General features: G+C 42.7%; 17 protein-coding genes and 1 tRNA gene. 12 read left to right on the plus strand and 6 right to left on the minus strand.

Annotated elements, in window-relative coordinates:
• Nucleotides 1-138: 138 nt before the first annotated feature.
• On the plus strand, nucleotides 139-4272 hold the full coding sequence (locus DXB58_RS18080) for a two-component regulator propeller domain-containing protein (RefSeq protein WP_122137762.1): 4134 nt from the start codon (nucleotides 139-141) through the stop codon (nucleotides 4270-4272).
• 107 nt (nucleotides 4273-4379) lie between these two features.
• The gene (locus DXB58_RS18085) at nucleotides 4380-6092 is read left to right on the plus strand and encodes a glycoside hydrolase family 43 protein (protein ID WP_122137763.1); all 1713 of its coding nucleotides are present in this window, start codon (nucleotides 4380-4382) and stop codon (nucleotides 6090-6092) included.
• Nucleotides 6093-6113: 21 nt separating this feature from the next.
• Here the strand turns inward: DXB58_RS18085 and pulA are convergent, their stop codons facing one another.
• Genes pulA through DXB58_RS18100 form a run of 3 tightly spaced genes read right to left on the minus strand, consistent with a single transcriptional unit; the run spans nucleotide 6114 to nucleotide 9037 of the window.
• Entirely contained in the window at nucleotides 6114-8120 is a 2007-nt protein-coding gene (pulA, locus tag DXB58_RS18090; protein ID WP_122137764.1) for a type I pullulanase, read from the minus strand.
• A gap of 51 nt (nucleotides 8121-8171) precedes the next feature.
• Entirely contained in the window at nucleotides 8172-8738 is a 567-nt protein-coding gene (gene ruvC, locus DXB58_RS18095; RefSeq protein ID WP_004300848.1) for a crossover junction endodeoxyribonuclease RuvC, read from the minus strand.
• The gene (locus tag DXB58_RS18100) at nucleotides 8735-9037 is read right to left on the minus strand and encodes a DUF4286 family protein (RefSeq protein ID WP_032844683.1); all 303 of its coding nucleotides are present in this window, start codon (nucleotides 9035-9037) and stop codon (nucleotides 8735-8737) included. Before DXB58_RS18100 ends, ruvC begins: the two co-directional genes overlap by 4 nt.
• Before the next feature lie 115 nt (nucleotides 9038-9152).
• On the opposite strand from DXB58_RS18100, the gene DXB58_RS18105 reads away from it, so the two are divergent.
• The 9 genes from DXB58_RS18105 (at nucleotide 9153) to DXB58_RS18145 (ending at nucleotide 22115) form a co-directional block, all read left to right on the plus strand.
• Nucleotides 9153-9226, plus strand: a tRNA-Ala gene (locus tag DXB58_RS18105).
• Between the two features lie 282 nt (nucleotides 9227-9508).
• A complete protein-coding gene (locus DXB58_RS18110; protein WP_122137782.1) occupies nucleotides 9509-10081 on the plus strand; it encodes a sigma-70 family RNA polymerase sigma factor in 573 nt (190 codons plus the stop codon).
• Between the two features lie 79 nt (nucleotides 10082-10160).
• Nucleotides 10161-11231 (plus strand): FecR family protein, encoded by a 1071-nt coding sequence (locus DXB58_RS18115; protein WP_008999827.1) that lies wholly within the window; start codon nucleotides 10161-10163, stop codon nucleotides 11229-11231.
• Between the two features lie 23 nt (nucleotides 11232-11254).
• Nucleotides 11255-14233, plus strand: coding sequence for a TonB-dependent receptor (locus DXB58_RS18120; protein ID WP_122137765.1), 2979 nt, complete (start codon nucleotides 11255-11257; stop codon nucleotides 14231-14233).
• Between the two features lie 8 nt (nucleotides 14234-14241).
• Nucleotides 14242-15429: a DUF4876 domain-containing protein gene (locus tag DXB58_RS18125; protein ID WP_122137766.1), complete on the plus strand. Its 1188-nt coding sequence runs from the start codon at nucleotides 14242-14244 to the stop codon at nucleotides 15427-15429.
• A 91-nt stretch (nucleotides 15430-15520) separates the two neighbouring features.
• Complete coding sequence (locus DXB58_RS18130; protein ID WP_122137767.1) at nucleotides 15521-17086, plus strand: DUF6850 family outer membrane beta-barrel protein; 1566 nt, start codon at nucleotides 15521-15523, stop codon at nucleotides 17084-17086.
• Nucleotides 17087-17130: 44 nt separating this feature from the next.
• Nucleotides 17131-19320, plus strand: a complete 2190-nt coding sequence (locus tag DXB58_RS18135) for a zinc-dependent metalloprotease (RefSeq protein WP_122137768.1) — start codon at nucleotides 17131-17133, stop codon at nucleotides 19318-19320.
• Nucleotides 19317-21524 (plus strand): S46 family peptidase, encoded by a 2208-nt coding sequence (locus DXB58_RS18140; RefSeq protein ID WP_122137769.1) that lies wholly within the window; start codon nucleotides 19317-19319, stop codon nucleotides 21522-21524. The genes DXB58_RS18135 and DXB58_RS18140 overlap by 4 nt, the downstream gene beginning before the upstream one ends.
• Nucleotides 21525-21545: 21 nt before the next feature.
• The gene (locus DXB58_RS18145; RefSeq protein ID WP_004321502.1) at nucleotides 21546-22115 is read left to right on the plus strand and encodes a PepSY-associated TM helix domain-containing protein; all 570 of its coding nucleotides are present in this window, start codon (nucleotides 21546-21548) and stop codon (nucleotides 22113-22115) included.
• A 73-nt stretch (nucleotides 22116-22188) separates the two neighbouring features.
• On the opposite strand, the gene DXB58_RS18150 is transcribed toward DXB58_RS18145, so the two are convergent.
• The 3 genes from DXB58_RS18150 to DXB58_RS18160 form a co-directional block, all read right to left on the minus strand.
• Entirely contained in the window at nucleotides 22189-22401 is a 213-nt protein-coding gene (locus DXB58_RS18150) for a hypothetical protein (protein WP_117934125.1), read from the minus strand.
• Nucleotides 22402-22529: 128 nt separating this feature from the next.
• Nucleotides 22530-23396, minus strand: a complete 867-nt coding sequence (locus DXB58_RS18155; protein WP_122137770.1) for a hypothetical protein — start codon at nucleotides 23394-23396, stop codon at nucleotides 22530-22532.
• Nucleotides 23397-24285: 889 nt separating this feature from the next.
• Nucleotides 24286-25302 carry an energy transducer TonB gene (locus DXB58_RS18160; protein ID WP_004300861.1) on the minus strand — a complete coding sequence of 339 codons (1017 nt, stop codon included), beginning with the start codon at nucleotides 25300-25302 and terminating at the stop codon, nucleotides 24286-24288.
• 120 nt (nucleotides 25303-25422) lie between these two features.
• On the opposite strand from DXB58_RS18160, the gene pheS reads away from it, so the two are divergent.
• Nucleotides 25423-26442, plus strand: coding sequence for a phenylalanine--tRNA ligase subunit alpha (pheS, locus tag DXB58_RS18165; RefSeq protein WP_004300862.1), 1020 nt, complete (start codon nucleotides 25423-25425; stop codon nucleotides 26440-26442).
• The last annotated feature ends 70 nt before the right edge of the window (nucleotides 26443-26512 follow it).

Consider the following 26512-nt stretch of genomic DNA (forward strand, 5'->3'; position numbering starts at 1 on the left):
ACATACCCCTTCCAGAAGCATCCCTAAAGGGTTTGTACGCAACATCAGTAAAAGGAAAAGTAACAAAGCTAATGCTATTTTAATTTAATATAGTATCTTTGTCTATATAAAAAGCACCAATAAACCCTGCTTATATTAATGAGTATGAAAGCACAAATCCTATTCCTTTTTTCCATATACTGTTTCCTGATAGGAAGCACTCCTGTTATGAAAGCACAGACCGGCAAATTCTATTCAACAGACAAAGAACTTTCCAACAGTCTGATCAATGCCGTATATCAGGACCGGAAAGGATTTATCTGGATAGCTACCGAAAACGGACTTAATAAATTCGACGGGACACGTTTCTCAATCTATCGACATAATGCTACGGATAGCACCAGTTTGAAAAACAACTATGTACGGACATTATTCGAAGACAGCCGCGGTAATTTCTGGATCGGATGCATCAATGGCTTACAACGATATGACCGCGCCACAGACAGCTTTCACGAATTATTCATCTCCCGGAAAGACGGACGAAAGAATCCCCATATCACTTCCATTATTGAACGCCGGAACGGAGATCTTTGGATAGCAACTTCCGGACAAGGAGCCATATCCCTAAGAAAAGACAGCAATCCCGCCTCCTTCCATATCGAAACCGAACTGACAGACCGGATAGGTAGTAACTACCTGAATGTCATTTTCGAAGATTCCCGGCAAAATTTATGGATTGCTACAGAAGAAAAAGGACTTTACCGTTATTCTCCGGAAAGTAAAGAGCTTAAAAGCTATAAAGCACCTTATCATATAGCAGGTGATGACGTTTCTGCCATTTGTGAGGATGCACACGGACAAATTTTCGTAGGAACCTTGACTAAAGGTCTTTTCAGGCTATCATCCCGGCAAGAAGGAAACTTCGAACCTATCCTCTACCAAAACCGGATGAATTTGAATATCCGGACTCTCATCATTGATACCCGTGGAAAACTTATCATAGGAACAGACGGTGAAGGAGTAAAAGAATATCAGCCTCAACAAGATATTATTGTGGACAGTGAAATTAATGCGGGTCCCTTCGACTTCTCCAAATCCAAGGTTCACTCGTTAATCGAAGATAAAGATCACAATTTATGGCTGGGCATTTTTCAGAAAGGTTTGATACTAGTGCCCGGCATTTCAAATAAGTTCGACTACTACGGCTACAAATCAATACACAACAACACCATTGGTTCCAGCTGTGTTATGGCTATTCATACAGATGAACAAGCTACAATCTGGATAGGTACGGATAACGACGGATTATATGCCATAAACGATCAGGGAAAACAATTACGCCATTACACCCATCAGGCAGGTAATCCCCAATCTGTCCCCGGCACTATCCTATGTCTCTATGAAGATTCCAATCAGGAACTTTGGCTAGGATCTTACTTCGATGGTCTGGCACGGATGAACAAACAAACCGGAATATGTCAGGATGCCACCTCACTTTTACAAGGAAATCTTAACGCAGGCAAGCCCAAAGTTTCCTGCATCATTGAAGACAAAAACAAGAATCTCTGGGTGGGTACTTATGGTTCGGGCTTATACAAAATCAATTTACCAACTCAACATGTCACCTATTACGAATCCACCCGCAACGAAAATGATGACTGGAGCATCAACCGTCTTCCGAACGATTGGATCAGCTACCTACTGGAAGATAAAGAGGGAATGATATGGATCGGCACTTATAAAGGTCTGGCCGTACTCAATCCTCAAACGGACAATTTTATCAATTATAAAAAGCAAAACAATCTCCTCCCCGGGTATGTCGTTTACAGTTTATTGGAAAATAGTAATGGAGAGATCTGGGCTGGTACTTCCGAAGGATTGGTCTGCCTGAATAAAGACAGACTAACACCTGTACTTTTCACTACTGCCGATGGACTCCCCAGTGATATTATTTGCGGTCTGGCTGAAGACGAGAAAAAAAATATATGGATCAGTACCCATCAGGGAATCTCCAAACTGAATCCTCCGGAAAAGAAGTTTATCAACTATTATGCAGGCGACGGTCTGCAAGGAAATGAGTTTACGCGCACTGCTGTATTTAAAGATAAACGCGGCAAGATATTTTTTGGAGGTACCAATGGAGTAACAGCTTTCTACCCCCAGGATATCACCGAAATCAAAAAAGAAATGAATGTATTGATTACCGGCTTTCACGTTGCTAACCGCCCTGTGAAAAAAGGGGATAAATCCGGCAACAATGTCATCACTGATACTGCTGTCATGGATACCGAGCAATTTACACTGGCATATAATGAAAATACATTCAGCATTGATTTTTCTGTTTTGGAATTCAGCAATCCCGACCGGATTAGTTATCAATATAAGATAAAAGAATTAGGCGATGAATGGATCAGTACGCAACCGGGAACAAACCGGGTGACTTATAGCAGTCTGAAACCGGGGAAATACACTTTCTCCGTACAGGCACGCGACCATAATAATTTCTCTAATATCCGCACAGTTACTATTGCCATCACTCCACCCTGGTACCAGACCTGGTGGGCAAAAGTAATCTGGGGATGCCTCGGAGCATTACTAATCTATGCTCTTACCATGTATATTCTGTCACGTATCCGCCACCGGCAAGAAGTGATGCGACAAAAACACATGGAACAGATTAACGAAGCCAAATTACAATTCTTCATTAATATCTCACATGAAATACGTACCCCGATGACTCTTATCATCAGCCCGTTAGAGAAACTGTTAGCCGAACATTCCGAGAAACAACCGGTTTATCTCATGATTTACCGGAATGCCCAACGTATTCTACGCCTAATCAATCAACTGATGGACATACGAAAACTGGACAAAGGACAAATGCATCTGAAATTCCGGGAAACAGATATCGTAGGATTTATCAATGACTTGATGCAAACATTCAATTATCAAGCGCAAAAAAAGAACATCACATTTACTTTCGAAAAAGAACTGGAAGGTGCTGATTCTCTGAAAGTATGGATTGATCTAAATAACTTTGACAAAGTATTGATGAATGTCCTTTCCAATGCTTTCAAATATACACATGAGGGAGGAAATATCGAAGTGTTATTGAAAACCGGTCACAACGATGCCTACCGGGGTGCTTTGAAAGATTATTTCGAGATAGATATCACCGATAACGGGATCGGTATTGACAAAAACAAAATAGAACAAATATTCGAGCGTTTCTATCAGATTGACAACGACATGACACAATCTAATTTCGGTACAGGAATCGGACTGCATCTTTCACGGTCGTTAGTGGAACTGCACCACGGCATCATCAAAGCAGAAAACCGCGAAGACGGACAAGGAACCCGTTTCGTCATCCGCCTGCCGTTAGGTAGTAATCACTTGAAAGCAGAGGAACTGGAAAATCCTGAAGAAACCGGAAGCGAGCCAACAATCTCCCAACTTCCCAAAGATTCGATCTATGAAACGGAAGAAGAAAACAAAACCAATGAGTACAGGAAACCCAAAGCAAAAACACGTTATCGCGTCTTAATCGTAGAAGATGATGAAGAAATACGCCGCTACATACGTAGCGAACTGGATAGTGATTTCCGTATCTATGAATGTACAAATGGACGGGAAGGACTGGAAACCATTTTGAAGGAGAAACCCGATCTCGTCATCAGTGATGTTATGATGCCCGAAATGGATGGGATCACTCTCTGCCGGAAAATAAAACAGAATATCAATATCAATCATATACCGATTATATTATTAACCGCCAAATCGAAAGCCGAAGACCAAATCGAAGGGCTTGAAATTGGAGCAGATGCTTATATCGTAAAACCATTCAACACTGAATTATTACGAACTACTATCAGTAACCTGATAGCCAATCGGGAAAGACTGCGCGGCAAACTGGTAGGTGAACAACAAGTAGAAGAAAAAATAACAAAGATAGAAATGAAGTCCAATGATGAGATCTTGATGAGTAAAGTAATGAAAACCATCAATGACCATCTTGCCGACCCTACCCTTAATGTAGAGATGCTGGCAGCCAACGTTGGAATGAGCCGCGTACATATGCACCGCAAATTAAAGGAGTTGACTAATCAGTCAGCACGAGATTTCATTCGTTCTATCAGACTGAAACAAGCTGCCAATCTGCTACGTGAGAAGAATCTAAGCGTTTCGGAAGTTGCATACGCTACAGGCTTCTCCAACCTCTCTCATTTTTCCAATACATTCAGAGACTTTTACGGAATTTCACCGAGTGAATATAAAGAACAACAGATGTAACAAACAGAATAAGACTTGTTACAAACAAGAATCCGAATTAGAAAAGAAGCCGTTATCTTTGCCATGTATCACAAATGTTCCATTTCATTCATTAATAAAGTAGAGCCATGACGACACAAAAGATCTTCTTTTCTCTAATTATTATCCTGTTTACCATAGCTACCGGATTAAATATAACCGGATGCCAATCCATTCCCCAAACAAATGAAGCCATTTTCGACTTCTTCGAATATCAGGGAGAAGATGTTATTTTCGAAACACCGATTGATTCGATCTATGAATACCGGAATCCGATTATCTGTGGTTTTTACCCGGATCCCAGTATCTGCCGGAAAGGAGAAGACTATTACATGATACATTCCTCTTTCTCTTACTATCCGGGAATCCCAATCCTACACAGCCGTGACCTCGTACATTGGGAACAAATAGGACACGTACTCGACCGTCCCTCACAATTAAAACTCGACAACATCCGCCTAAGCGGAGGTATTTATGCACCAGCCATCAGCTATAATCCTGCTAATGACACTTTTTATGTGGTTACCACCTGCGTAGATGGCATCGGCAATTTTGTTGTAAAAACGAAAGACCCGCAACAAGGTTGGAGCGACCCGATCCTTCTTCCTGAAGTTGGCGGAATCGATCCTTCCCTCTTCTTCGACGAAGATGGAAAAGCATATCTCGTTCATAATGACGCACCAATAGGAATACCGGAATATGACGGGCATCGCGCCATCTGGATTCACAACTATGATCCGGGCACCGACCAGACATTCGGGAAAAAACAAGTCATCGTAGATGGAGGCGTAGACAAAAGCAAACATCCTATCTGGATAGAAGGACCCCATCTCTATAAAATCAAAGGAAAATATTATCTGATGGCTGCTGAAGGTGGCACATCCGTCAATCATTCAGAGGTTATTTTCACCTCCGACCATGTGAAAGGTCCCTACCGACCCGTATCCGACAATCCGATCTTAACGCAACGTGATCTCCCCGAAGACCGTGCCAATCCAATCACCTGCACAGGACATGCCGATCTTATTGAAACACCGGACGGACAATGGTTTGCCATATTCCTGGCTTGCCGCCCTTATGAAGGTGACTTATACCATACCGGACGTGAAACATTCCTGCTTCCGGTTACATGGGAAAAGGGAACACCTGTCATTATGGAAAAAGGGAAAGCAATTCCTACTGTTGTACGTCCCGAAAATTGGAAAGCTGATGTTGCCGGAATTACGCCACAAACATTTACAGGTAACTTTAGATGGAGAGATGACTTCAATACCGATGAGAAATTAGCTTTGGAATGGCTGTTCATCCGGACACCACGAGAGAACTGGTGGAGTATTCACGAAGGCAAACTTCATCTGACTCCTGCCGCTTTTGATATTTATACTGTGGGTGCACCCGCCTTTATTGGTCATCGTCAGCAACATACCAATTTCACTGTTACTACGGAAATGAGTTTCACTCCGCTCGATGAACAAACATTTGCCGGACTTGTCTGCTATCAGAATGAAAAATTCAATCTCATTTTTGGCAAAACAATCCGGAAAGGAAAACAAGTGATTACTGTAGTCCGTACTGACAATGGCAAACAGACAACTGAAGGTACATTTACACTAGAGGATAAACGAACCGACCTCCCTCTTTACCTTCGCATCACTGGACGCGGTGGAAAATACAGCTTCACCCTATCTTTCGACAAGAAGAAATGGCAAGAAGTAGTCAACGATTTAGATGCCACCATCTTAAGCACCCATAAAGCAGGTGGGTTTACAGGAACTATTATCGGTATGTATACCGGAAAATGATTCTTAATCTTCAAACAAAAGTTACTTGTACATAATCAATGCAGACTGTCCGGGAATAATTACTTCCGGTCCGGTCTGCGTACCTAATCCACGCACATCTATCACGCCATCTTTGCATACCACTGTATATTTACCAACAGGCACTTCCAAACGCGCAGGAGTCATACGGGAATTAAAAGCCACGATAATATCTTCCCAATTATCTCCATTCGCATGATCCTTCAGGCGGAATGCAATCAGGTTTTGTCCTTCCACCGGAAGAAACTCCAGATGCTTCCGAACCTTTTCCGCATCTCCCATACGGAAAGCGGGATGGGACTTACGCAGATCTATGAGTCGCTTATAATACATGAAAACATCTCCGTTCGTCGTTTTACGCCGCCAATCGATAGCATTGACTGCATCCGGACTCTTATAACTATTGTCCACTCCTTGTTTATCGCGCATCACTTCTTCTCCTGCATAGATGAAAGGAATACCTTGCGAAGTGAAGACTACCGTCTGCGCAAGCTTATCAAGTCGAACCAGTTGCTCGGGAGTAGCTCCCGGCATACTTGCTTTCAAGCGATCAACAAGGCACAAACCGTCATGGCAGGAAACGTAGCTAATCATCTGGGTAGGCTGCTCCGCCCACGGTTTCTGACTGTAATTAACAGAATCACACCGTACTTGCGGATGCTCAATAGCACCCACAATACCGAATTTAACACTCATTTCTGCTCCCGGAACTCCGGCGAGGAAAGCCCCTTTCTCCTTTTTCCACACAGGTCCGCAAAGCCCATCACGCAATTCATCCGAGAATACGGCAATTCCCGGCATGTGGGAAACATTCTCTTTCATTGCCAACGAATCTGCCGGATATTGGGGAGTGTCGGCCGCCCAACCTTCTCCATAAATACAGATGGTAGGATCAACCTTGTTCACCGCTTTCCGGATCTCATTCATGGTTTCAATATCATGCACCCCCATCAAGTCAAAACGAAAACCGTCAATATGATATTCTTTTATCCAGTAAAGAACGGACTCTATCATGAACTTGCGCATCATAGGGCGTTCACTTGCCGTCTCATTACCACATCCGGAACCATTTGCCAATGTCCCGTCTTCTTTCTGACGATAAAAATAACCGGGAACAGTATGTTCGAAGTTACTTTCAACAGTATTAAAAGTATGATTGTAAACCATATCCATTATCACACGGATACCAGCTCTATGCAGTGCTTGTACCATCTGTTTGAACTCTTTCACACGAGTGGCAGGTTGATAAGGATCAGTTGAATAAGAGCCATCCGGCACATTATAATTCGCCGGATCATACCCCCAGTTATAGTGGTTTTCTTCCAGTTTTGTTTCGTCGATAGAAGCATAATCAAAAGAAGGAAGAAGATGTACATGTGTCACTCCCAGTTCTATCAAGTGATCGATACCGGTCAGTAACTTATCTGAATTCATGGTCCCGTGTTCAGTCAATGCGAGGTATTTACCTTTATTCTTAATTCCCGAAGTAGAATCAACCGAGAAGTCACGATGATGCATTTCATAGATAATCATATCAGCAGGAGATTTCAGAGAAGGACGCCTGTCACTCTCCCATCCCTCGGGATTTGTAGTCTTCCAGTCAATAATGGCGGCACGTTTCCCATTCACTCCAACAGCATGGGCATTGATTCCCGGCGTATCTCCCTGCCATTTATCATTGATTTTTACATTGAAGGCATAGAATTTGCCAAGCAGGTTCTTATCTACTGAAGTTGTCCAGGTTCCATCTTCTGTGGGCTCCATCTTTACTGTTTCATAAGCATGTCCGCCTTCACCGGCATCATATAGCATCAGGCGTACTTCTTCTGCAGTTGGTGACCAAAGATAAAATCTGGTTGCCAACGGCGTATATTCCATTTCCGTAAGACTTCCCGTACGAACCGGATACAGCTCAAAAGAAGCATATTCCTTTTTCGCAGGGGAGCAGCTCATTACTGTTGTCACTGTAGTCACCCCTAATATTGCTAAATAATTACTTCCCATCTTCATTTAAACCTCCCCTAGATATTTCCTTTATATCTATCCCTATAATCAGTCGCTTTACTTCACCTTATCCGGATTCTTCGCTATAAAATCCTTCCAGCTATTATAACCTTTTTCCATGGTCGGCCGCCCCATTTGCAGGAAATGACAATAGGCTGCCGCCAATCCGTCTGTTGCATCCATAAAAGTAGGCATATCCTCTTTGGGAAAGCGCAACATCCGCTGCAACATATCCGCTACCTGTTCTTTTGATGCCTGCCCGTTTCCGGTGATAGCCATTTTTATCTTCAAAGGAGCATATTCCGTAATCGGAATGTCCCGGCTCAACGCCACTGCCATCGCTACCCCCTGTGCACGGCCCAACTTCAACATCGATTGTACATTTTTACCGAAGAAAGGCGCTTCAATAGCCAGCTCATCAGGCAGATAACTTTCAATAATACTCAATACCCGTTCATGGATATGGCGAAGTTTCAGATAGTGGTTGGCAAATTTACGCAAGTCGATAATCCCCATCGCAATCATTTCGGGTTTGGTTCCCTTCACTCTTAGAACACCGTATCCCATGATTGTCGTACCGGGGTCAATCCCCAGGATTATCTTTTCTTTTACCGGTTGAATCACTCTATCACCTCCATCAGGGTCGGAAACCCGATCACTTTATCTTTAAATATTTTTGCCAGTTCGTCATTCAAACGTACTCCCTGTTCCAAATGCCAACGATGCAGTAACCCACTGCTTTCCACCTCCCATTGCAAAGAATACGCACTTCCTTCTTCCCGATGACTTAATATCCGGCAAATGCGCGGTGCCTTTAAAGCACCGTGTTTCTGTACTTCAGGGATATAGCTTTCTTTTATCCAAATCATGAAATTGTCGTGAACATCCTCGTCCACTTGAAAAGTTGTATTATAAATCAGCATATCTTAATTTCATACTATTATTTACCGCAAACATAGCAATTATTTCAGAATAATGCATTATATTTGCGGCAACAAAAAAGATTCGTTTACAAACGTTATCATATAAGATAGAAAAGGGGCGTTAGCTCATCTGGCTAGAGCGCGACACTGGCAGTGTCGAGGTGATCGGTTCGAGTCCGATACGCTCCACAAACATCTCAGAAGGGTTCTAAAACAGAACTCTTTTTTCTTTTTTATAACTATTCCATCCCTCTATTCCCTTCAAAAGAAAAACTCATAGAAAAAAACGCCTAAATCTCCCATGTTTCCGGCCTTACAGCTGCATTTCCGACTAAACATCTACACTTTCAAAAAGATATCGAATACCTACAAATAGGTATTTCAATGACGTTTTATCATAAAAACATAAACAAGAAGTATTATATCTTAAGATTTTTATGTTATTTTGCATTGCGTAATTCTATTATAAAAATGAATCATTTAACGGATAAAGAATTAGTAAGTCTATTCAGCACGGATAAAGAGAAGGCTTTCAACCTTTTCTTTCAGCGTTACTATATCCGTTTATGTATGTATGCAGTACAGATTACAGATGACTTTTCCGAATCTGAAGATATCGTTCAAAGTTTTTTTATTTCATTCTGGGAAAAGAAGCTCTATAAAACCATTACTGACAATCTGAAAGGATATGCCTATCTCTGTATTCGCAATGCATCACTGAAATTCATTGAAAAACGAGAAAAGATAGACTCCAGCGATATTCTTCTCAACGAAGAAGAATACCTATATATATGTGAAAGCCTTGAAGAGAATGAACGTGAACAAAAAGAAAAGGAGTTGGAAAAAGCTTTAGCAGCATTGCCCGAACAAGAAAAGAAAGCACTCTATGGTGTCGTTATTGAAAACAAAAGCTATAAAGCAGTAGCCAGTGAACTGCATATCAGCGTCAATACATTAAAGACTTATCTTGCCAGAGCGATGAAGAAACTGCGTAAAAACGAGAAATTACTTCTAGTATCTTTATTCTTGATAAACCTATCATAAATCTTCCAAGAAAAAAAGTCTCTCGTTTTTGACACCCATTTTACACAATTCCGGATCATATAATAAAACGAGAGAAAAGATGAATCAAGAAGATCATAATAAAACGGAGAAAAATCTGATTACTTTGCTCAACTGGTACCGGTTGAAACGGGTAAATGAATTTGCGGCACAATGCGATGAAGCACAAGCATGGGAATCAATCCAGCAACGCATCCGCCACCGTAAACGGATACGAATGTACACCTATTGGAGCAGCACCGCCGCTGCCTGCCTGTTAATAGCAGCTTTCAGTTTTTACACACTCACAGAATATGACCAATCTCTATTTGCACACAGAGGGGAACAGAAAGCAACCCTGTTTGTAAATAACGGAGAATCTTACGACCTGCTGTCGCAAGATAAATCCATATTTAATGCAAACGGCATGCAAGTTGCTCAAAATACAGAAAAAGAATTAAGATACGACACTCAAACGAGTATACAAAAGAATGCAGGAAAGCATATTTTAAATGTACCCAGAGGAGGAGAATATAAACTCGTGCTTTCAGACGGTACACGCGTACACGCCAATGCCGAAAGCCGCCTTACTTATCCCGTTTCTTTTACCGGTAATAAAAGAGAAGTCTACCTCACAGGAGAAGCTCTCTTTGAAGTTGCCAAAGACACGCTCCATCCTTTCATTGTACATACCCCGTACGGTATAGTAGAAGTAGTAGGAACACGGTTTAATGTCAATACTTACGAGAAGAATCAAACTACCGTAACCTTGGAAGAAGGAGCCGTAAAAGTATACTGCGAGGAAAAGAAAGGGACAGAACAAAAATCTCTTTCACCCGGAGAGCAAGCTGTCATACAATCAAAAACAATTAATACACAAACAGTTCAGGTACAGGAATATACTTCCTGGGCAAACGGTATATACGAATATACCGATACGTCACTGGAAACTATTGTGCAACAACTTTCGCGCTGGTATAACGTCAACATGACCTTTACCGACCCGCAATTGCGTGAACGAAAGTTTGCAGGAGTCATCTTCCGCGACCAACCATTACAAAAAGCAGTAGATATATTATCCAAAGTTTCTAATGTACACTTCAGACAGAAGGGAAATGTTATTGAGATAACAGAGAACCGTCCCCAATATTAAACAGGAAAAAGCGTTGTTCAAATATGAAAAAATATCTTTTAATCCGGATGATGCAAACAGTAGCCATTATCCTGTTTGCCGCCAATGTATCGGCACAAAACCAAAATGTGGTCATATCAGTACGGAATATCCCGGTACGTACCGCACTGACCCAGATTCGGCAAGCTGCTAATGTACATTTTGTCTATGAAGAGAAGAATATTAATAGCCAACAGACTGTAACACTCAATTATCCGCAAGGGACATCATTGAGCACTTTACTCAACAACCTTTGCAAGCAAATAGGACTGACGTACGAAATCAATGAATCCGTTATTCTACTCTATCCTGCTCAAAAGCAAACCACCACTCATGACATCCATATCCTGTTATTGGAAAGGGGAAACAAACAGCCGCTACCAATGGCAACCTGCGTTCTCAATCCGCTAGGAGCTTATGCCGCAACCGACATGGAGGGAAAGGCAGTACTAAAAAACGTCCCCACAGGAAAATACATATTAAATATTTCGTATGTAGGCTTCGAGACTGTGCAACGGGAAATCAACGTTGAACAAAACCTGGATCTGACGATCCGCATGGCTCCCACTTCGCTAGCTTTGAAAGAGGTAGTAGTGGTAGCAAAACAAAATGCGGCCGGAGAATCTACCAGCTCCATTATAGGCAGACAAGCGATAGACCATTTACAGGCTATGAGCCTTGATGATGTGATGCAACTCATACCGGGGCACTTAATGAAAAATACAGATCTGACATCCCGTTCCAATGTACAGCTCCGTACTCTTGTTAACAATAACACCAATGCCTTCGGTTCGAGTATCATAATGGACGGAGTTCCCATGTCCAACAATGGTACACTATCGCAAGGAGGATTTTCAAGTACCGCATTTGTCGGAACAGACTTACGCCAAATTAGTGCGGACGATATTGAATCCGTAGAAATAATCCGTGGTATTCCTTCTGCCGAATACGGTGATTTAACCTCCGGACTTGTAGTTGTTCATTCCAAAATCGGACAAACTCCCTGGCAGATCAAGGGAAAGATAAATCCCGGAACAATGAATTACTCGCTCGGTAAAGGATTGCGTTTAAACAAAGATGCCGGTATCCTGAATTTCAATCTCGACTATGCACAAGCATGGGGAGATCCACGCCAGAAAACAAAGTCATTCGACCGTTACACCTTTAGCTTGGGATACAGCAAAGATTTTTCACGTATCTGGCATACAGACACAAAGGTACGTTACATGATGGGCAAAGACTGGAATGGAAAAGACCCGGATGCCATCGACGACGGCACTTTTCAAAAGAATCGCAACCAGCTGTTCTCACTAAGCCATAATGGCAAACTATCAATTAATAAACCATTCTCACGTACTGTTAATTACACATTAGGTGTCAGCTATACTCAAACAGAGATGGAAAAAAGCGCCATTGTTGCCAATTCGTCCGGGTTACTACCGATACTTACTGCCACAGAAACAGGGTATTATAATGTGCCTTTCGAGCAAAGCTCCTATCAGGCAAGCGGAGGTTCCCTTAGCCGTCCCGGAAATGTATATGCCAAAGTCAGCAACACGTTCTTCGTAAAATCAAAGAAAACATATCAGAACTTCAAAATGGGAGTGGAATACCACTACGACTGGAATAATGCCCGCGGATATTATAATGATGACGACCGTTACCCATTGCAACCCAACAGTAACGGACGTCCCCGTCCTTTCTCCGATATTCCGAGCATCCATCAGATGGCCGCTTACATAGAAGATAACTTCCGTTGGGATATATCAGAAAACAGATTTCTGAAAATACAGTTAGGCGGACGTTTCACCACTTTACAGCCGTGGGCGGATGAAGCAACCTTTTCTTTCTCTCCTCGTGTGAATGCTTCGTTCTCCGTCAACAAATGGCTGAATACCCGTGGAGGATTCGGACTCAACTCAAAAACTCCCGGTTTGGATTATCTCTATCCCGACAAAAAGTACATCGACCGTGTAGCTGCCAATTATATGCCTCAAGACGACAAAGCCGGACAAATATTGATGTACCACACCCAAGTGTACAACGTACAACGAACTAAAGGATTGAAGAATGCGACCAATCGCAAATGGGAGGCAGGGTTCGACATAAAGTTATCGGACAAGCATAAATTAAGCCTCATCGGTTATCATGATAAAACCGCTAACGGATTCGGATCGGCCACAGAATATTTTACGTATACAGCCAACTATTATTCTGCGGAAAAAGGACTGATTATCACTCCTGGACAAGCTACAAAAATAGATTGGGATAATCCAGAACGCACGAACCTTGTACTCAGTACGACCGGTAAAATAGGAAACACGAATGTCTCTATCAATAAAGGGATAGAAATGGACTTTGACTTCGGCGAGATTCCGGCACTGCACACTTCATTCTATCTGTCAGGAGCATATATGGAATCCAAGACTTACTCTACAGACATCAACAGTAGCAATCCTACCGATCTACCTACTGAATATCAGGTAACCAATACCGTTCCATTCAAAATTGTATATCCATCCGGGCTAAACTATAGCACTTACCGCCGCTTTACGAACACTCTGCGGATTGTGACCAATATCCCGGCACTGCGTATGGTAGCTTCGTTCTCAACACAAGCCATCTGGTACAATTATTCCAAGAGCAACAATCCTCCGATGGACCCCATCGGATGGATAGACACAGACCTCTCTTATCATGAAATAACAGCAGATATGCTGGCAGATGAGAACTACAAAATAAAAGGAGTATCATTGAAAAGCCAACGCAAGAATCCTAAAGACAATGTGCCAAGCAAAGCTCCTATTACATGGTTAATGGCGGGACGCCTCACCAAGGAGCTGGGCAATATAGGCGGCATTTCATTCTATGCCAACAACATACTCTTTTACGAACCTTTTCTCAAAAACTCTACCTCCAACACGCTAGTACAGCGTAATACAGGTAATTTCAGTTTTGGTGTCGAATTATTCTTTAATTTATAAATCACAATATGAATAGAACAATTTCTTTTATTACAAAAATGATGTTTGCGGCTGTCACAGTTATCATGGCTGCATGTTCCTCTGACGACAATGCCACACAAGCATTGACCGTACAAGTGAAAGTATCCATGCCCGAAGGATTCAAGTCCGACATTCTATATACAGGGCACACTGTTACAATGGGTAAATACACCGCCATTACAAACGAAAAAGGTATAGCCACTTTCGAAGGAGTGATTCCCGATTTGTATGACATCTCTACTTCCTGCGAAATCACTGCAGAAGAATATGAAGAAATGACAGGCAACGATCCGCAAAATGAAAATTATGTGATTTCCGGCAGTCTATTGAAATATACTGTCGGTTCGTCAGCAACCATCGAACTTCAAACAAGTATTTCTGCCAAACAATCAATTGTTATCAGCAAAGTTTACTATGCAGGAACCAAAGACAACAAGAATAAAAATTATCTGGCAGGAAAGTACATTGAGTTCTTTAATAACTCGGACCAAACCGTTGATATAGCCGGACTTTATTTCGGACTGGTAGAGTCGGAAAGTACTCCAGCATATACGCTTGGCTCCACACCGGAATATATTTACCTAAAGCAGATTTACCGTTTCCCATCTAATGTAGTCACAGAAGTTGCACCGGGAGCCTCGATAATCGTTGCCAATAGCGCCATCGACCACACAGAAAATAATGAAGTAGATTTATCCAAAGCCGACTTTGAGGCTAAAGATACGCAGGGGAAAACAACCAACAATCCTGCAACCCCGGCTGTGGAACTGATATATACAACATTTCCCGCAATCAGTAATATGAACCTGGTACAAGGTGGTCCCTGTTCTGTTGTATTATTCAGTACAGATGAAGATGTAACCTCATGGGAAACTGTATATGTTGACGGTAAAGATAAAGGTAACAAATTTGTCAAAACCCCTGTAAAATACATAATGGATGGTGTAGAATGTTTGAAAAACAAAAGTACGGGAGTAGATAAAAATTCCAAACGTCTTTACAACTACATTGATGCAGGCTATCAATACACGGAGGCTACTATAGGATATACCGGAGAAGTAGTCTACCGCAAAACAGCCAAGACAGAAAACGGGCGCACCATTCTTGCTGATACCAATAACAGCAGTAATGATTTTGCCGTATCAGCTGAAATCAAACCGAGGGAATACAAATAATAGAAAACAAAAGAGACTGTGCCCCAAGAACATATAACCTTCCGGTACAGTCTCTTCAACTACTTCACGAAATAATTAAACCAATTCAGAAATGATGATGAACCATCGATATATACTCTTTACCGGTCTGATGGTAACTACACTGTGCATACATGCCCAAGATATCGAATTACAGACAAAAGAAAAATACGAGTACGCCGATGCTACCCAGTTATGGAGACGTACCCTGAATCCTGCCGGGCTCTCTTTGGATACGCTGACCAACCGGGGAATCAGTTATTTCGAATTCTCTCATCAGCAAGGCACACACTATCGGGTTCAGGACGGTGATGAGCAAAACAAATTATTGTTCACTTCAGAACGATACCAAAAAATTGGGAAATTTCTCTACGGATACGGGCGTTTTACCTTTGACATGGGACGGCAGTTCAACCGTTCATGGAGCGACGTATTGCGTAGCCACCACTCCAATCCTTACTTTTCAGGAAGCTCCATCAAAGGAAAGTACGACTTCCAGAACTTCGACCTCTCGGCAGCATTAGCCACTCTGCCTATCAAAAACTTCACTTTCGGCGCACGACTGGATTATAAAGTAGGAGATCTTTCCCGACTGAAAGACCCCCGTTCACGCACCAATCTGGCAGACTATCAACTGACTCCTGCCGTCACCTACACGTGGAACAAACACTCGCTGGGTCTTAGCGGTTATTACCATCGCAGAAAAGAAAAAATCCCCAACATCACCACCGTACAAACCGATCCGAACCTCAAATACTACACCTTCACCGGAATGGAAAATGCTGATGGTACCACTGGTGGTTACTCCGGTTTTGAACGTGAATTCGTCAACCATGAATTTGGCGGTGAATTGTCTTATCAATATAAGAACGAACGGATTCAAACGCTTACCACCCTTTCATACGCCAAAGGCAACGAAGACGTATGGGGAGACATCAAATATTCACCGGGAAAATATCACACCACCACCTACAACCTGCTTTCTATGAACCGGATCAAATCCGGACGCACAGAACACATCATCGACATTTCCATTAACTATCAGACAGGAAAAGCCGACGAATACCGTCAGGAAAAAATAATAGAAAAAGATCCGGTAACAGGTATCGAATCCTCCTACTGGAACACACTTCTCACGTATGACGAACGTTACACCGTCGATTTACTCAATGCCAATCTGCACTACCGCCTGTTGTGGAGTAATCATCACACCGGAGAAGCCACAGCCTACGCAGGTGCACGCGCCTATTTCCAATCGGTAGAAGATCAATACAATCTTCCGTCTTCATCGCTTACAGTCCGTCAGGCAACTATCTGCATGGAAGGCGGATATTCATTCCTGCGCAAAAACAACCGTTCATTATGGATAGAAGCAGAAGCCGGATATCACATTTCGCTATCATCGGACCTGTCACTCAACGATCCGTCCACAGAATACGCCCAAAGTGTGCTTTTACCCGACATGACCTATTATGGAGCATCGTATGCGCACGGAAAACTGCAAATACAATATCAAATGCCTGTAACTATAAAGAAACACACCAACGTGTGGTTCGTCAAAGCCACAGGAGCATATCTGAAGACCGACAAGAAAACCGATTCCAAAATGTTCGGAATAAGTCTCGGACTGTACCATTAACCTTCCTCACCCCACAAAAACCAACCAGATAATTTACACCAATCATGATGAGAATTGCCAATAACAAACTTCGGTTGCTACTCCTGCTGCTCTTTCCCACCCTCCTTTGGGGTAACTCTGCCCCCATGTTTCACATCCGGCAAAACGCCAAAGGATGTTTGGTAGAAATACCCAAACGATTGATAAACCGGGATTTCCTGTTAGCAGCCCGTGTGATGACCGTCAGTTCTCCCAATAATAAAGTCAAACTTTATGCAGGCCAGCGACTTTATGATCCGGTATGGATACGTTTCAAATATGACAAAGAACAGTTATATCTGTTACGTCCCGACTCCAAAAACTTATGTGAGGACACAACTCATCTTTCATATCCGGCTTATGCGCGCAATGCCATCACTCCCATAGCGGAATCCTGGAAAATAGAACAGGAGACAGACAGCTCGATTGTTGTAAACTGGAGCAAATTTCTTAGTGAGCCCATAGAAGGTGTAGACCCTTTTGGAGGGAAAACGTCACCAGGACGTTCCCTGCCCCAACTCAATAAAATACTTCAGGTAGACGTCCACGAAAAGAACCTGGAAGTCAGCGTACAGTATGGTTTTGAAGGAACCACCCAGCCTTTCCTCACTACGATACGGAAATCGCTGTTACTACTGCCTGAGCAACCCATGCAACCACGTATACACGATGCCCGGGTAGGATATGACAATATCCCTAAACGGAAATTCAACTTCGATACTCCCTCAATCGCAGCGGAAAACTACATCACCCGCTTCCGGATTGTCCCCTCTCCTAAAGATGTACGCAGTTATTTGCAAGGCAAACAAGTGAAGCCTCAACAACCCATCGTTTTTTATATAGACGATGCCTTCCCTCCTCTTTGGAAAAAAGCCATACGCAAAGGAATACTGGATTGGAACAAAGCATTCGAAGAGATTGGTTTTAAAGAAGTTATGCAAGCAAAGACATACGCCGAAGCCGGACCGGAGTTCGATCCGAACGATATACGTTTCAACTGTTTCCGATATGTAGTCAGCGATTTCCCGAACGCAATGGGGAAACACTGGGTAGACCCGCGTTCAGGAGAAATTCTGCAAGCAGATGTGTTGTTTCACAGTAATGTCATAGCCTTGCTACGCAAATGGTATTTCCTGCAAACATCAGCCTACCATCCTGCGGCACGCACGAAAACACTACCGGATGACATAACGGCACAATTAATCCGTTACGCCGCCGCCCATGAGATAGGCCACTGCCTCGGACTGGAACATAATTTCAAAGCCTCGTATGCCTATAATACAGAAGACCTGCGTCGTCCGGAATTTACAGAACGTTACGGCACCACCCCGTCCATCATGGATTATGCCCGGTTCAATTATGTCGCCCAACCGGGAGACGGCGTCCGTTACGTATTACCTCCCCTGTTGGGAGTGTACGACCGATACGCCATCCGTATCGGATACGCCTATCTCTCCCGCGAGAACACCCGAACTGTAGCCGGATGGATAGATGAAAAACAAAACGATCCCATGTATCATTGCGGACGCATGGCACCGAGCACCATCCCCACTGATCCTACCGTTCAAACCTCCGATCTCGGCAACGACCCTGTCGCATCGGCAACCTACGGAATCCGCAACCTTCAACAAATATTGACACAATTGCCGGAATGGAACAAAAAACGTCTGACAGATAACCCGTTTGAGGAGATGCCCGCCACCTATACCGATTTGCAGCAAGCCTATTTCGACCATCTGGAACGTGTGATTCCTTTTATTGGTTTCTCCGATGAAGTATCCGGAAAAGCTGTCGAATTTCTTTGGAAAGAACTGCTTGGCGGATACAACTTCCTACGGACGGATGCCGTATACAAATATGCCGGCAACCCAACCGAAGCCATCATAAAAGCACAAAAGACAATTATTGAAAAGATGTTTGGCAGAATCATTGCCGAACGAATCTCTTCGAACGAAACACCAGCAGGATTTACCTACGCCCATTATCTGGAAGTCTCTGCCAACTATCTTTTTACGGACAAGACACCGGACATATTCACACGACATTTGCAGGAAAGCTATCTCCAGACCTTGCAATCATTGCTAACAGAAGCACGTACCTCCTCTTTCAGTGTACTCTTCTCCCCGACGGTCAGCGAGCATCTTACCCGCATCCGCGAACAGTTAACAACTAATCCTTCTACCTGGAATAATTATTTAAAAAACAAAATACAATGAAGCTAACTACCATTATTTCCACCTTCTACCTTCTCTGCCTGTTGTGCATACAGCCTGTGCATGCCGATGGAGGCTTCTGGCTACCTACTCAAATACAAGGAAAAGTACATCAGGCAATGAAAAAACAGGGATTGCGTCTTAGTGAAAAAGACATTTACGACATCAACCAGTCGTGCTTGTCGAATGCTATCCTTTCATTAAGTTATGACAACAGTACATTTTCTCCCTCTGCCAGTGCCTCTTTCATCTCCGGTGAAGGACTGGTATTGACCAACTTCCACTGTGTCGCACGTTATCTTGAACATATCTCCGATGCAAACCACGATTACGTGAAGCATGGCTGCTGGGCTACCCAACGCAGCGAAGAGACTTATCTTCCGAACTTACAGGTCAATCAATTAATCACTATCAAAGACGTAACGACAGAAATCACACAAGATACCGGAAATCTTACCGATCAGGCACTTACCCAAAAGATCAACGAGAACGGGAATAAAATTGTCAAATCCCAAGCCAAAGGTCGCGGTGTAGAAGGAAAAATCTACTCCTTATTTGGTGGCAGACAATACATCCTGGCTGTCTTTCGCTGCTTCAAGGATGTGCGTATCGTAGCCGCTCCCCCCATCTCGATAGGGAAATTCGGAGGCGACACAGACAACTGGCAATGGCCCCGTTACTCCGCCGATTTCGCCATCTTGCGCGTTTATGCCAACGATAAAAACCAACCGGCAGCCTACAACAAGCAGAACCGCCCCTATCAACCCGACGCTCATTTGTCTATCTCTACCAAAGGAGTGAAGCCCGATGATTTTGTGATGGTTGCCGGATATCCTGCACAAACAAGGCAATATGTCCCTTCGTTCGCCCTTGAGAAAATTGTATTCAAAGACACGCAAGCAGAAGCAGATATTGCCAAAATCAAGCTCGACTTCTACACACAACGTAAAGAAACGGCTGCCGACTCGCTTTATTCCTACTATAACATTAAGGCCGGAAGCGCTGCTAATGTCTATCTAAAATCAATTGGTGAGATCAGTGGTGTGAAAGAATCCGGCATCATTGCCCGGAAACAGCAGGAGGAACAGGCGATGACAGAATGGATTCTGTCTGATGACACCCGTACGCAACGCTACGGGGCAACATTGCTCGATGATATGAAAGCAAACTACGAACGTCTTACCCAACTGAACTTCACAGACCAGATGTTTCGCGAAGTCGCACTTTACGGTGCCAACGTCATCCCTTTTGCCGGAAAATTTGAAAAACTGGTGCAAATGGAACAAAGAAAAGGCAAAAATGTAAAGACTGCCATGAAAGGAGAAATCCGCAAACTGAAACCGCTTACCGTAGCATTCTATCGTGATTTCAGACCTGAAGACGACAAATATATCATGAAAAAGATGTTGGCTTATTATCTGGATCACGTAGATTCTATTTTCTACTCCACAGCATTGAAAAAGGTAGAAAAGCATTACCCTCAACATCTTTCTGCCTATATAGACAGCCTGTACGATCATTCCCCCCTGCGTAATCAAGAAAGTATGCTCGCACTTCTGGACAGTGTACCGACACAAGGAACAGCTGCACTGTCACAAGATGGGCTGTATCAGTTGTCACTCGGTTTCTATCTGGTGTATGTAGAAAAAATAAACCGTTTGAAACAAGCGTATCAGAATAAAAACATGAAACTCTACTCCTTGTATCTGCAAGCATACGCTGAAAAGAACAAGGGGACACAAATTGCATTTGACGCTAACCGCACCCTGCGTTATTCTACGGGAAAAGTAAAGGCAGCCGTTCCCAGCGAAGGAGTCATCTATACTCCATTTACAACTGTTGACGGAATGCTCAGCCGTCATCGCCTTTATGCCGGAAACAAGGACTTCAATCTGCCGGCACGTTTCGTCAAACTCATCGAACACCGCCAACCCAGTAACTACTTTAGCCAGAAAGTGACACCCACCTGTTGTTTCCTGACAGATGCACATACCACTTCTGGTAGTTCGGGCAGTCCGGTATTGAATGCCAAAGGAGAAGTGGTGGGTATCAACTTCGACCGTATCTGGCAGGGACTTAGTTCCGACTACGAAACTGCAGGCAATGAGAAAAGCCGTAACATCGCAGTAGATATCCGCTATGTATTATGGACTTTGGAGCAATACTCACATTCCCAATACATATTAGACGAATTGGACATTCACTAACTTAGTAAATTCTATATAAAAATGTTATCTCCCAAAACACTAAAATACTTACGTTTAACGCACCGTTATGTATCTTTCATTTGTGCAGGCATCCTGTTTGTCTATCTCCTTTCCGGCTTCCTGCTCAACCACCGGAAAGAATTTACATTCATGAATCAGAAAAAGGAGCGCACAGTAGACTATATATTCCAACTCCCTGCCAATAAAGACGATTTTACAGAAGCTGATGCACGAAAGATTATCTCCGATCTCTCATGCAATCCCGACCTGTATAACCGTTTCAGCCTCAGTAAAAACAAACTGACCATCTTTGGCAAAGAGCAATTGGTAATCAAGTTGGATGCAACCAGCCAGCAGGCATTTATCAAAGAAATGCATCGTCCCGCTTTCCTAACCGCATTGAATAAGTTACATCGCAATCCGGGTTCTTTATGGACAATAACCTCCGATGCATTCCTCTTACTCATGTTTATTTTGCTCATCACCGGGTTACTGATTGTTCCCGGGAAAAAGGGATTGTGGGGCATCGGCGGAATTCTAACGATAATAGGAATTTTAATACCTATATTGATTTACTGGATGATAGTATAATTTCTTATTTTTATTCATCCGTATGTATCTTTCTGTACTATCTTTCCGTATCGCAGAAAACAAAAAAGGACCTTTATTCAAGGTCCTTTTTAATCACTTCGTCCATTTCTTTTATACGTTTCTCACGGTCTTTAATGGGACCGTCTTTCTTGTCATTCTTAAATGCGTCATCGGCACGGTCGGCAACCTCGCCACTCCATTCCTCAAACTGGTTCTTAGCCGGACGACCATTCGGTTCGATATTTTCTTCGGCTATCGAATCATGCCTGTTAATCATATCATCCATAAGTTCTCGTTTTAAAAGTTTATGGCTATAAGACAATACAAACGAAGAAAAGTTTTCTATTTTAATGATTTTTGAAGAAATCAGTCATGTTATTATACTATCAAAGAAACACTCCAGCCCAATCTGTGTCATTCATCCAGATACCTATATAAATTACAGTTACCTGCAACGTCCAGTACATTCAGCTCTTTCAAGCGTTTTTCCACTTTCTTTTGTGAAACCAGCCCAAAATTCCGTAACATATCACGCAATTTCCTAAACCCATATTGAGAAGTGATTTGTAACAGTTCCCGGAGTGTTTTTATATCAGCTTCAGAAATGATCCGCTGCGACCGAATATCGAATTTCAATTCTGTAATAGGAGTATCGAGCAAAGCCTTTATCGCTTTTATATCTTCAGGAATAAAAATTTCCGGATTCGTTTCTTCTGCTTCCCTCATGAGCATATCATTATCAAAGCCATTTTGGCGGGATTTCATTTCATACGCCCGTACTGTTGCTCTAAGGCGGATATTTTCTTCCTTATAGGTCCTAAGGAATCCCGCTTGAGATTTTATTTCCTGTACAAGTCCCTCAAATGCCTTCTGTGCTTGACGATATTTCATGCGTTTCCGGACACTAAAATCCTTAATATTTCCTTGTAAGACGGTATAAAGAAATAGTTGCCGTCTTTCATCATTCCTTATCATTCCGGCAAGCTCCTTTATTATTAGCCGGATCAATGGGGTCAACTCTTTCAGTGATTGAAGTAGAAAAAATTCCTCTTCATTTTCCTTCATCTTCTCATCCATCCGGCGTTTGTGTTCTTCTTCGGAAAGACTGAACCGGATATTTCGTTCAAGACAATCCGTCAGACTGTTTTCATCAAGCATCAGATAATCACCGACTTCTGAATAAATAATCTCTTGCCTTTCACACCAAGTAATAATACGTCTGGTAGATACCTGATACTTGGTTGCCGCTTCTTCAATACCAATCCATTGTTTTGTTGTCATACCTCGTTTTGTTTTTAGATGTATGCGTCGCAACCAGATATAAAAAAAGGTGCGAACGATACATATATTTCCTAGTAGAGGTAGTCGCATACCCATAGATGAAAAATACAGTATGCCCGCACCAGAACTTATATATCGATAGGGATATAAGCTTGGCACGGACATTTGATTTATCATCTATTCGAAAATGCGACTTTCCTACTAATAAATTAAATGTCCTATAAATACAAGTCCGGCTGTCAAAGGTCCGGTCCTTGATTGCAAATATACTTCTTTTTTCTGAAAAGAAAGATAATAAATGACAAGCTTTTTAGTTACAATAGAATTTTATATAAGACAAATAAGTAAACAACTACACGGGAGAATAGTTTCATCGGTGAGAAACTAAAGTTCCATCAGTGTGAAACTATAGTTTCATCAGTAAGAAACTAATAGTTCCAAGCAAGAGAAACTAAAGTTTCAAGGCGATGAAACTGTAGTTTCGAACCGCAAAACCAATAGTTTCAAGGCTTGAAACTATCGGTTACAAGGCAGGTCCCGCCCCGTAAGTACAGGGGTAATAAATAAAATAGCTTATCTGCCTGTGGTTAATACTATTCAGGCAATGAAACTTCATCTGTGATTTTTACTTGATTTGGGTATGCATCTCTACCATACCGCCTTTGCAGTGCGTTTATCTCTTCTTTGCTTTGCAGTGACAGCATTATTGCCGTCACAGTGCTGTCACCATGTTGCTGTCACGCCATTAACTTTTCATAATCAAACAGTTAAGTTACAATCTGTGACAGATGACAGCAAATTTATTTTTTTATTTATTGGAGAGAGTATAAGTTCAACTTATAAATGCAATATTTCTTTTTTATTAATCGGACTTTAGATGCAAAGTTGCTTATTTATTCCGATAGAGTTGCGGACGGAAAGGAACATAAAGAGTGTAATTACTATCCGCCGGCTTTCCTCCCACCAATGCAGGTGACCATTTCGGCATTCCTTTGACAATGCGGAGAGCCTCCTCTGCAAATTCCGGATGAGTGGAACGTAGAATATGAGGACGAAGGATAACCCCTTCTTTATCAATAGTAAACTCACATAAAGCATAACCCGAAACATTCTTTTCCAAAAGCCCTGACGGATAAACCATTTCACTGGCAATATATTCTTCCGGAGTCATCGCAGAGAAATGAGCAGGTTCCTCCACCTGTCTTCCGGAAAGTGTCTTTGAACGGGGACCCACCGGATAAATTCCGATATACATCGGCCGCTTATAAGCATCCGGCTCTTCCTTGGTGCGCTGTTGCAATGCTTTTAATAAAGCAGCAGCCTCCACTGCCAATGTCTGTTCCGAAATATTTTCCCCTCGGGATAGCATATAAGCCGACTGACAAACCAACACGAGACGTTCCATCAACGTTCCTTTTTCCGGCGACCATTTACGTCCCATCTGCTCTTTACCTTTGGCATCCGTAGAAGAGAAAAAATAAACAATTCCATCCAAACCAGCCGTAGAACCGTCCAAATCCTGTACCTGTTCTGTCACCAAACGAAAGATAGCCCCTAAAGACTGATATAGGGAAGCACTAATGACAACCGATTTAGTATCCACCGTCACCGTCCCCTTCTCTGCCTGCCAATAAGTACGCGATAATGTGTTCGAAACCAGCGTATAACGTCCATTCCTCTTCTCTACCGACATTGCATACTCCGGCGAAAAGGAAGGGATAGCTGCAAAACGCGCATAAGGCTGTTTCTGGAAGCCCGTATTAAGTAAAGAAAACACACTACGATAATATTCGCCTAACTCGCCTGTATAAGTGGAAAAAGGTTTCACCGGCTCCAAATAGTCAATTTGGGCCGCAAGGCGAAAAGAAAAGGTTAAAAGCAGAAGACAGAAAACAATCTTTTTCATAAGTTGCCGGATTTTCGGTACATATCGGCAACAAAGATACAAATTATTTCGATGGTTCGTGATAAAATTATATCTTTGCACGGTTTTTACTAAGAAACTGAATAACAATACATCAAAAATATGATAGCTAAGATTGAACAACTTCTGAAAGAGGTGGAAGCCTTACACGCCTCCAATGCCGAAGAACTCGAAGCTCTCCGCATCAAATACCTAAGTAAGAAGGGAGCCATTAACGACTTAATGGCAGATTTCCGTAATGTAGCTGCCGAACAGAAAAAAGAAGTCGGCATGAGACTGAATGAACTGAAAACAAAAGCGCAGGACAAAATCAACGCGCTGAAAGAAATGTTTGAAAGTCAGGACAACGATTGTGACGGACTGGATTTGACGCGTTCGGCTTATCCTGTGGAACTCGGTACACGCCACCCGCTCACCATTGTAAAGAACGAAATCATTGATATCTTTGCCCGTCTGGGGTTCAGCATTGCCGAAGGTCCGGAAATTGAAGATGACTGGCACGTATTCTCGGCACTGAACTTTGCCGAAGACCATCCGGCACGCGATATGCAGGATACTTTCTTTATCGAAGCTCATCCGGACGTAGTGTTGCGTACACATACTTCTTCTGTACAGACCCGTGTGATGGAAACTTCACAGCCTCCTATCCGCATCATCTGTCCGGGACGTGTATATCGTAACGAAGCTATCAGCTACCGCGCACACTGTTTCTTCCATCAGGTAGAAGCGCTGTATGTAGATAAAAACGTATCATTCACCGACTTGAAGCAGGTGTTGCTGCTCTTCGCCAAAGAAATGTTCGGTGCTGATACAAAGATCCGTCTGCGTCCGTCTTACTTCCCGTTTACCGAACCAAGTGCGGAAATGGATATCAGCTGTAATATCTGCGGCGGTAAAGGATGTCCGTTCTGTAAACACACCGGCTGGGTAGAAATCCTCGGTTGCGGTATGGTAGACCCGAACGTACTTGAATCAAATGGTATAGACAGCAAAATATACAGCGGTTATGCCCTCGGTATGGGTATCGAGCGTATCACAAACCTGAAATATCAGGTGAAAGACCTCCGTATGTTCTCTGAAAACGATACACGCTTCCTAAAAGAATTCGAAGCGGCATATTAATAATGTGCTAAATTTACCAGTATGCCAATGTTCCCAATAAAACCGTCGGACGGTGATCGGGACATTGGCA

Origin of the sequence: Bacteroides sp. OM05-10AA (assembly GCF_003439055.1) — a bacterium.
Classification (GTDB): Bacteria; Bacteroidota; Bacteroidia; order Bacteroidales; family Bacteroidaceae; genus Bacteroides; species Bacteroides intestinigallinarum.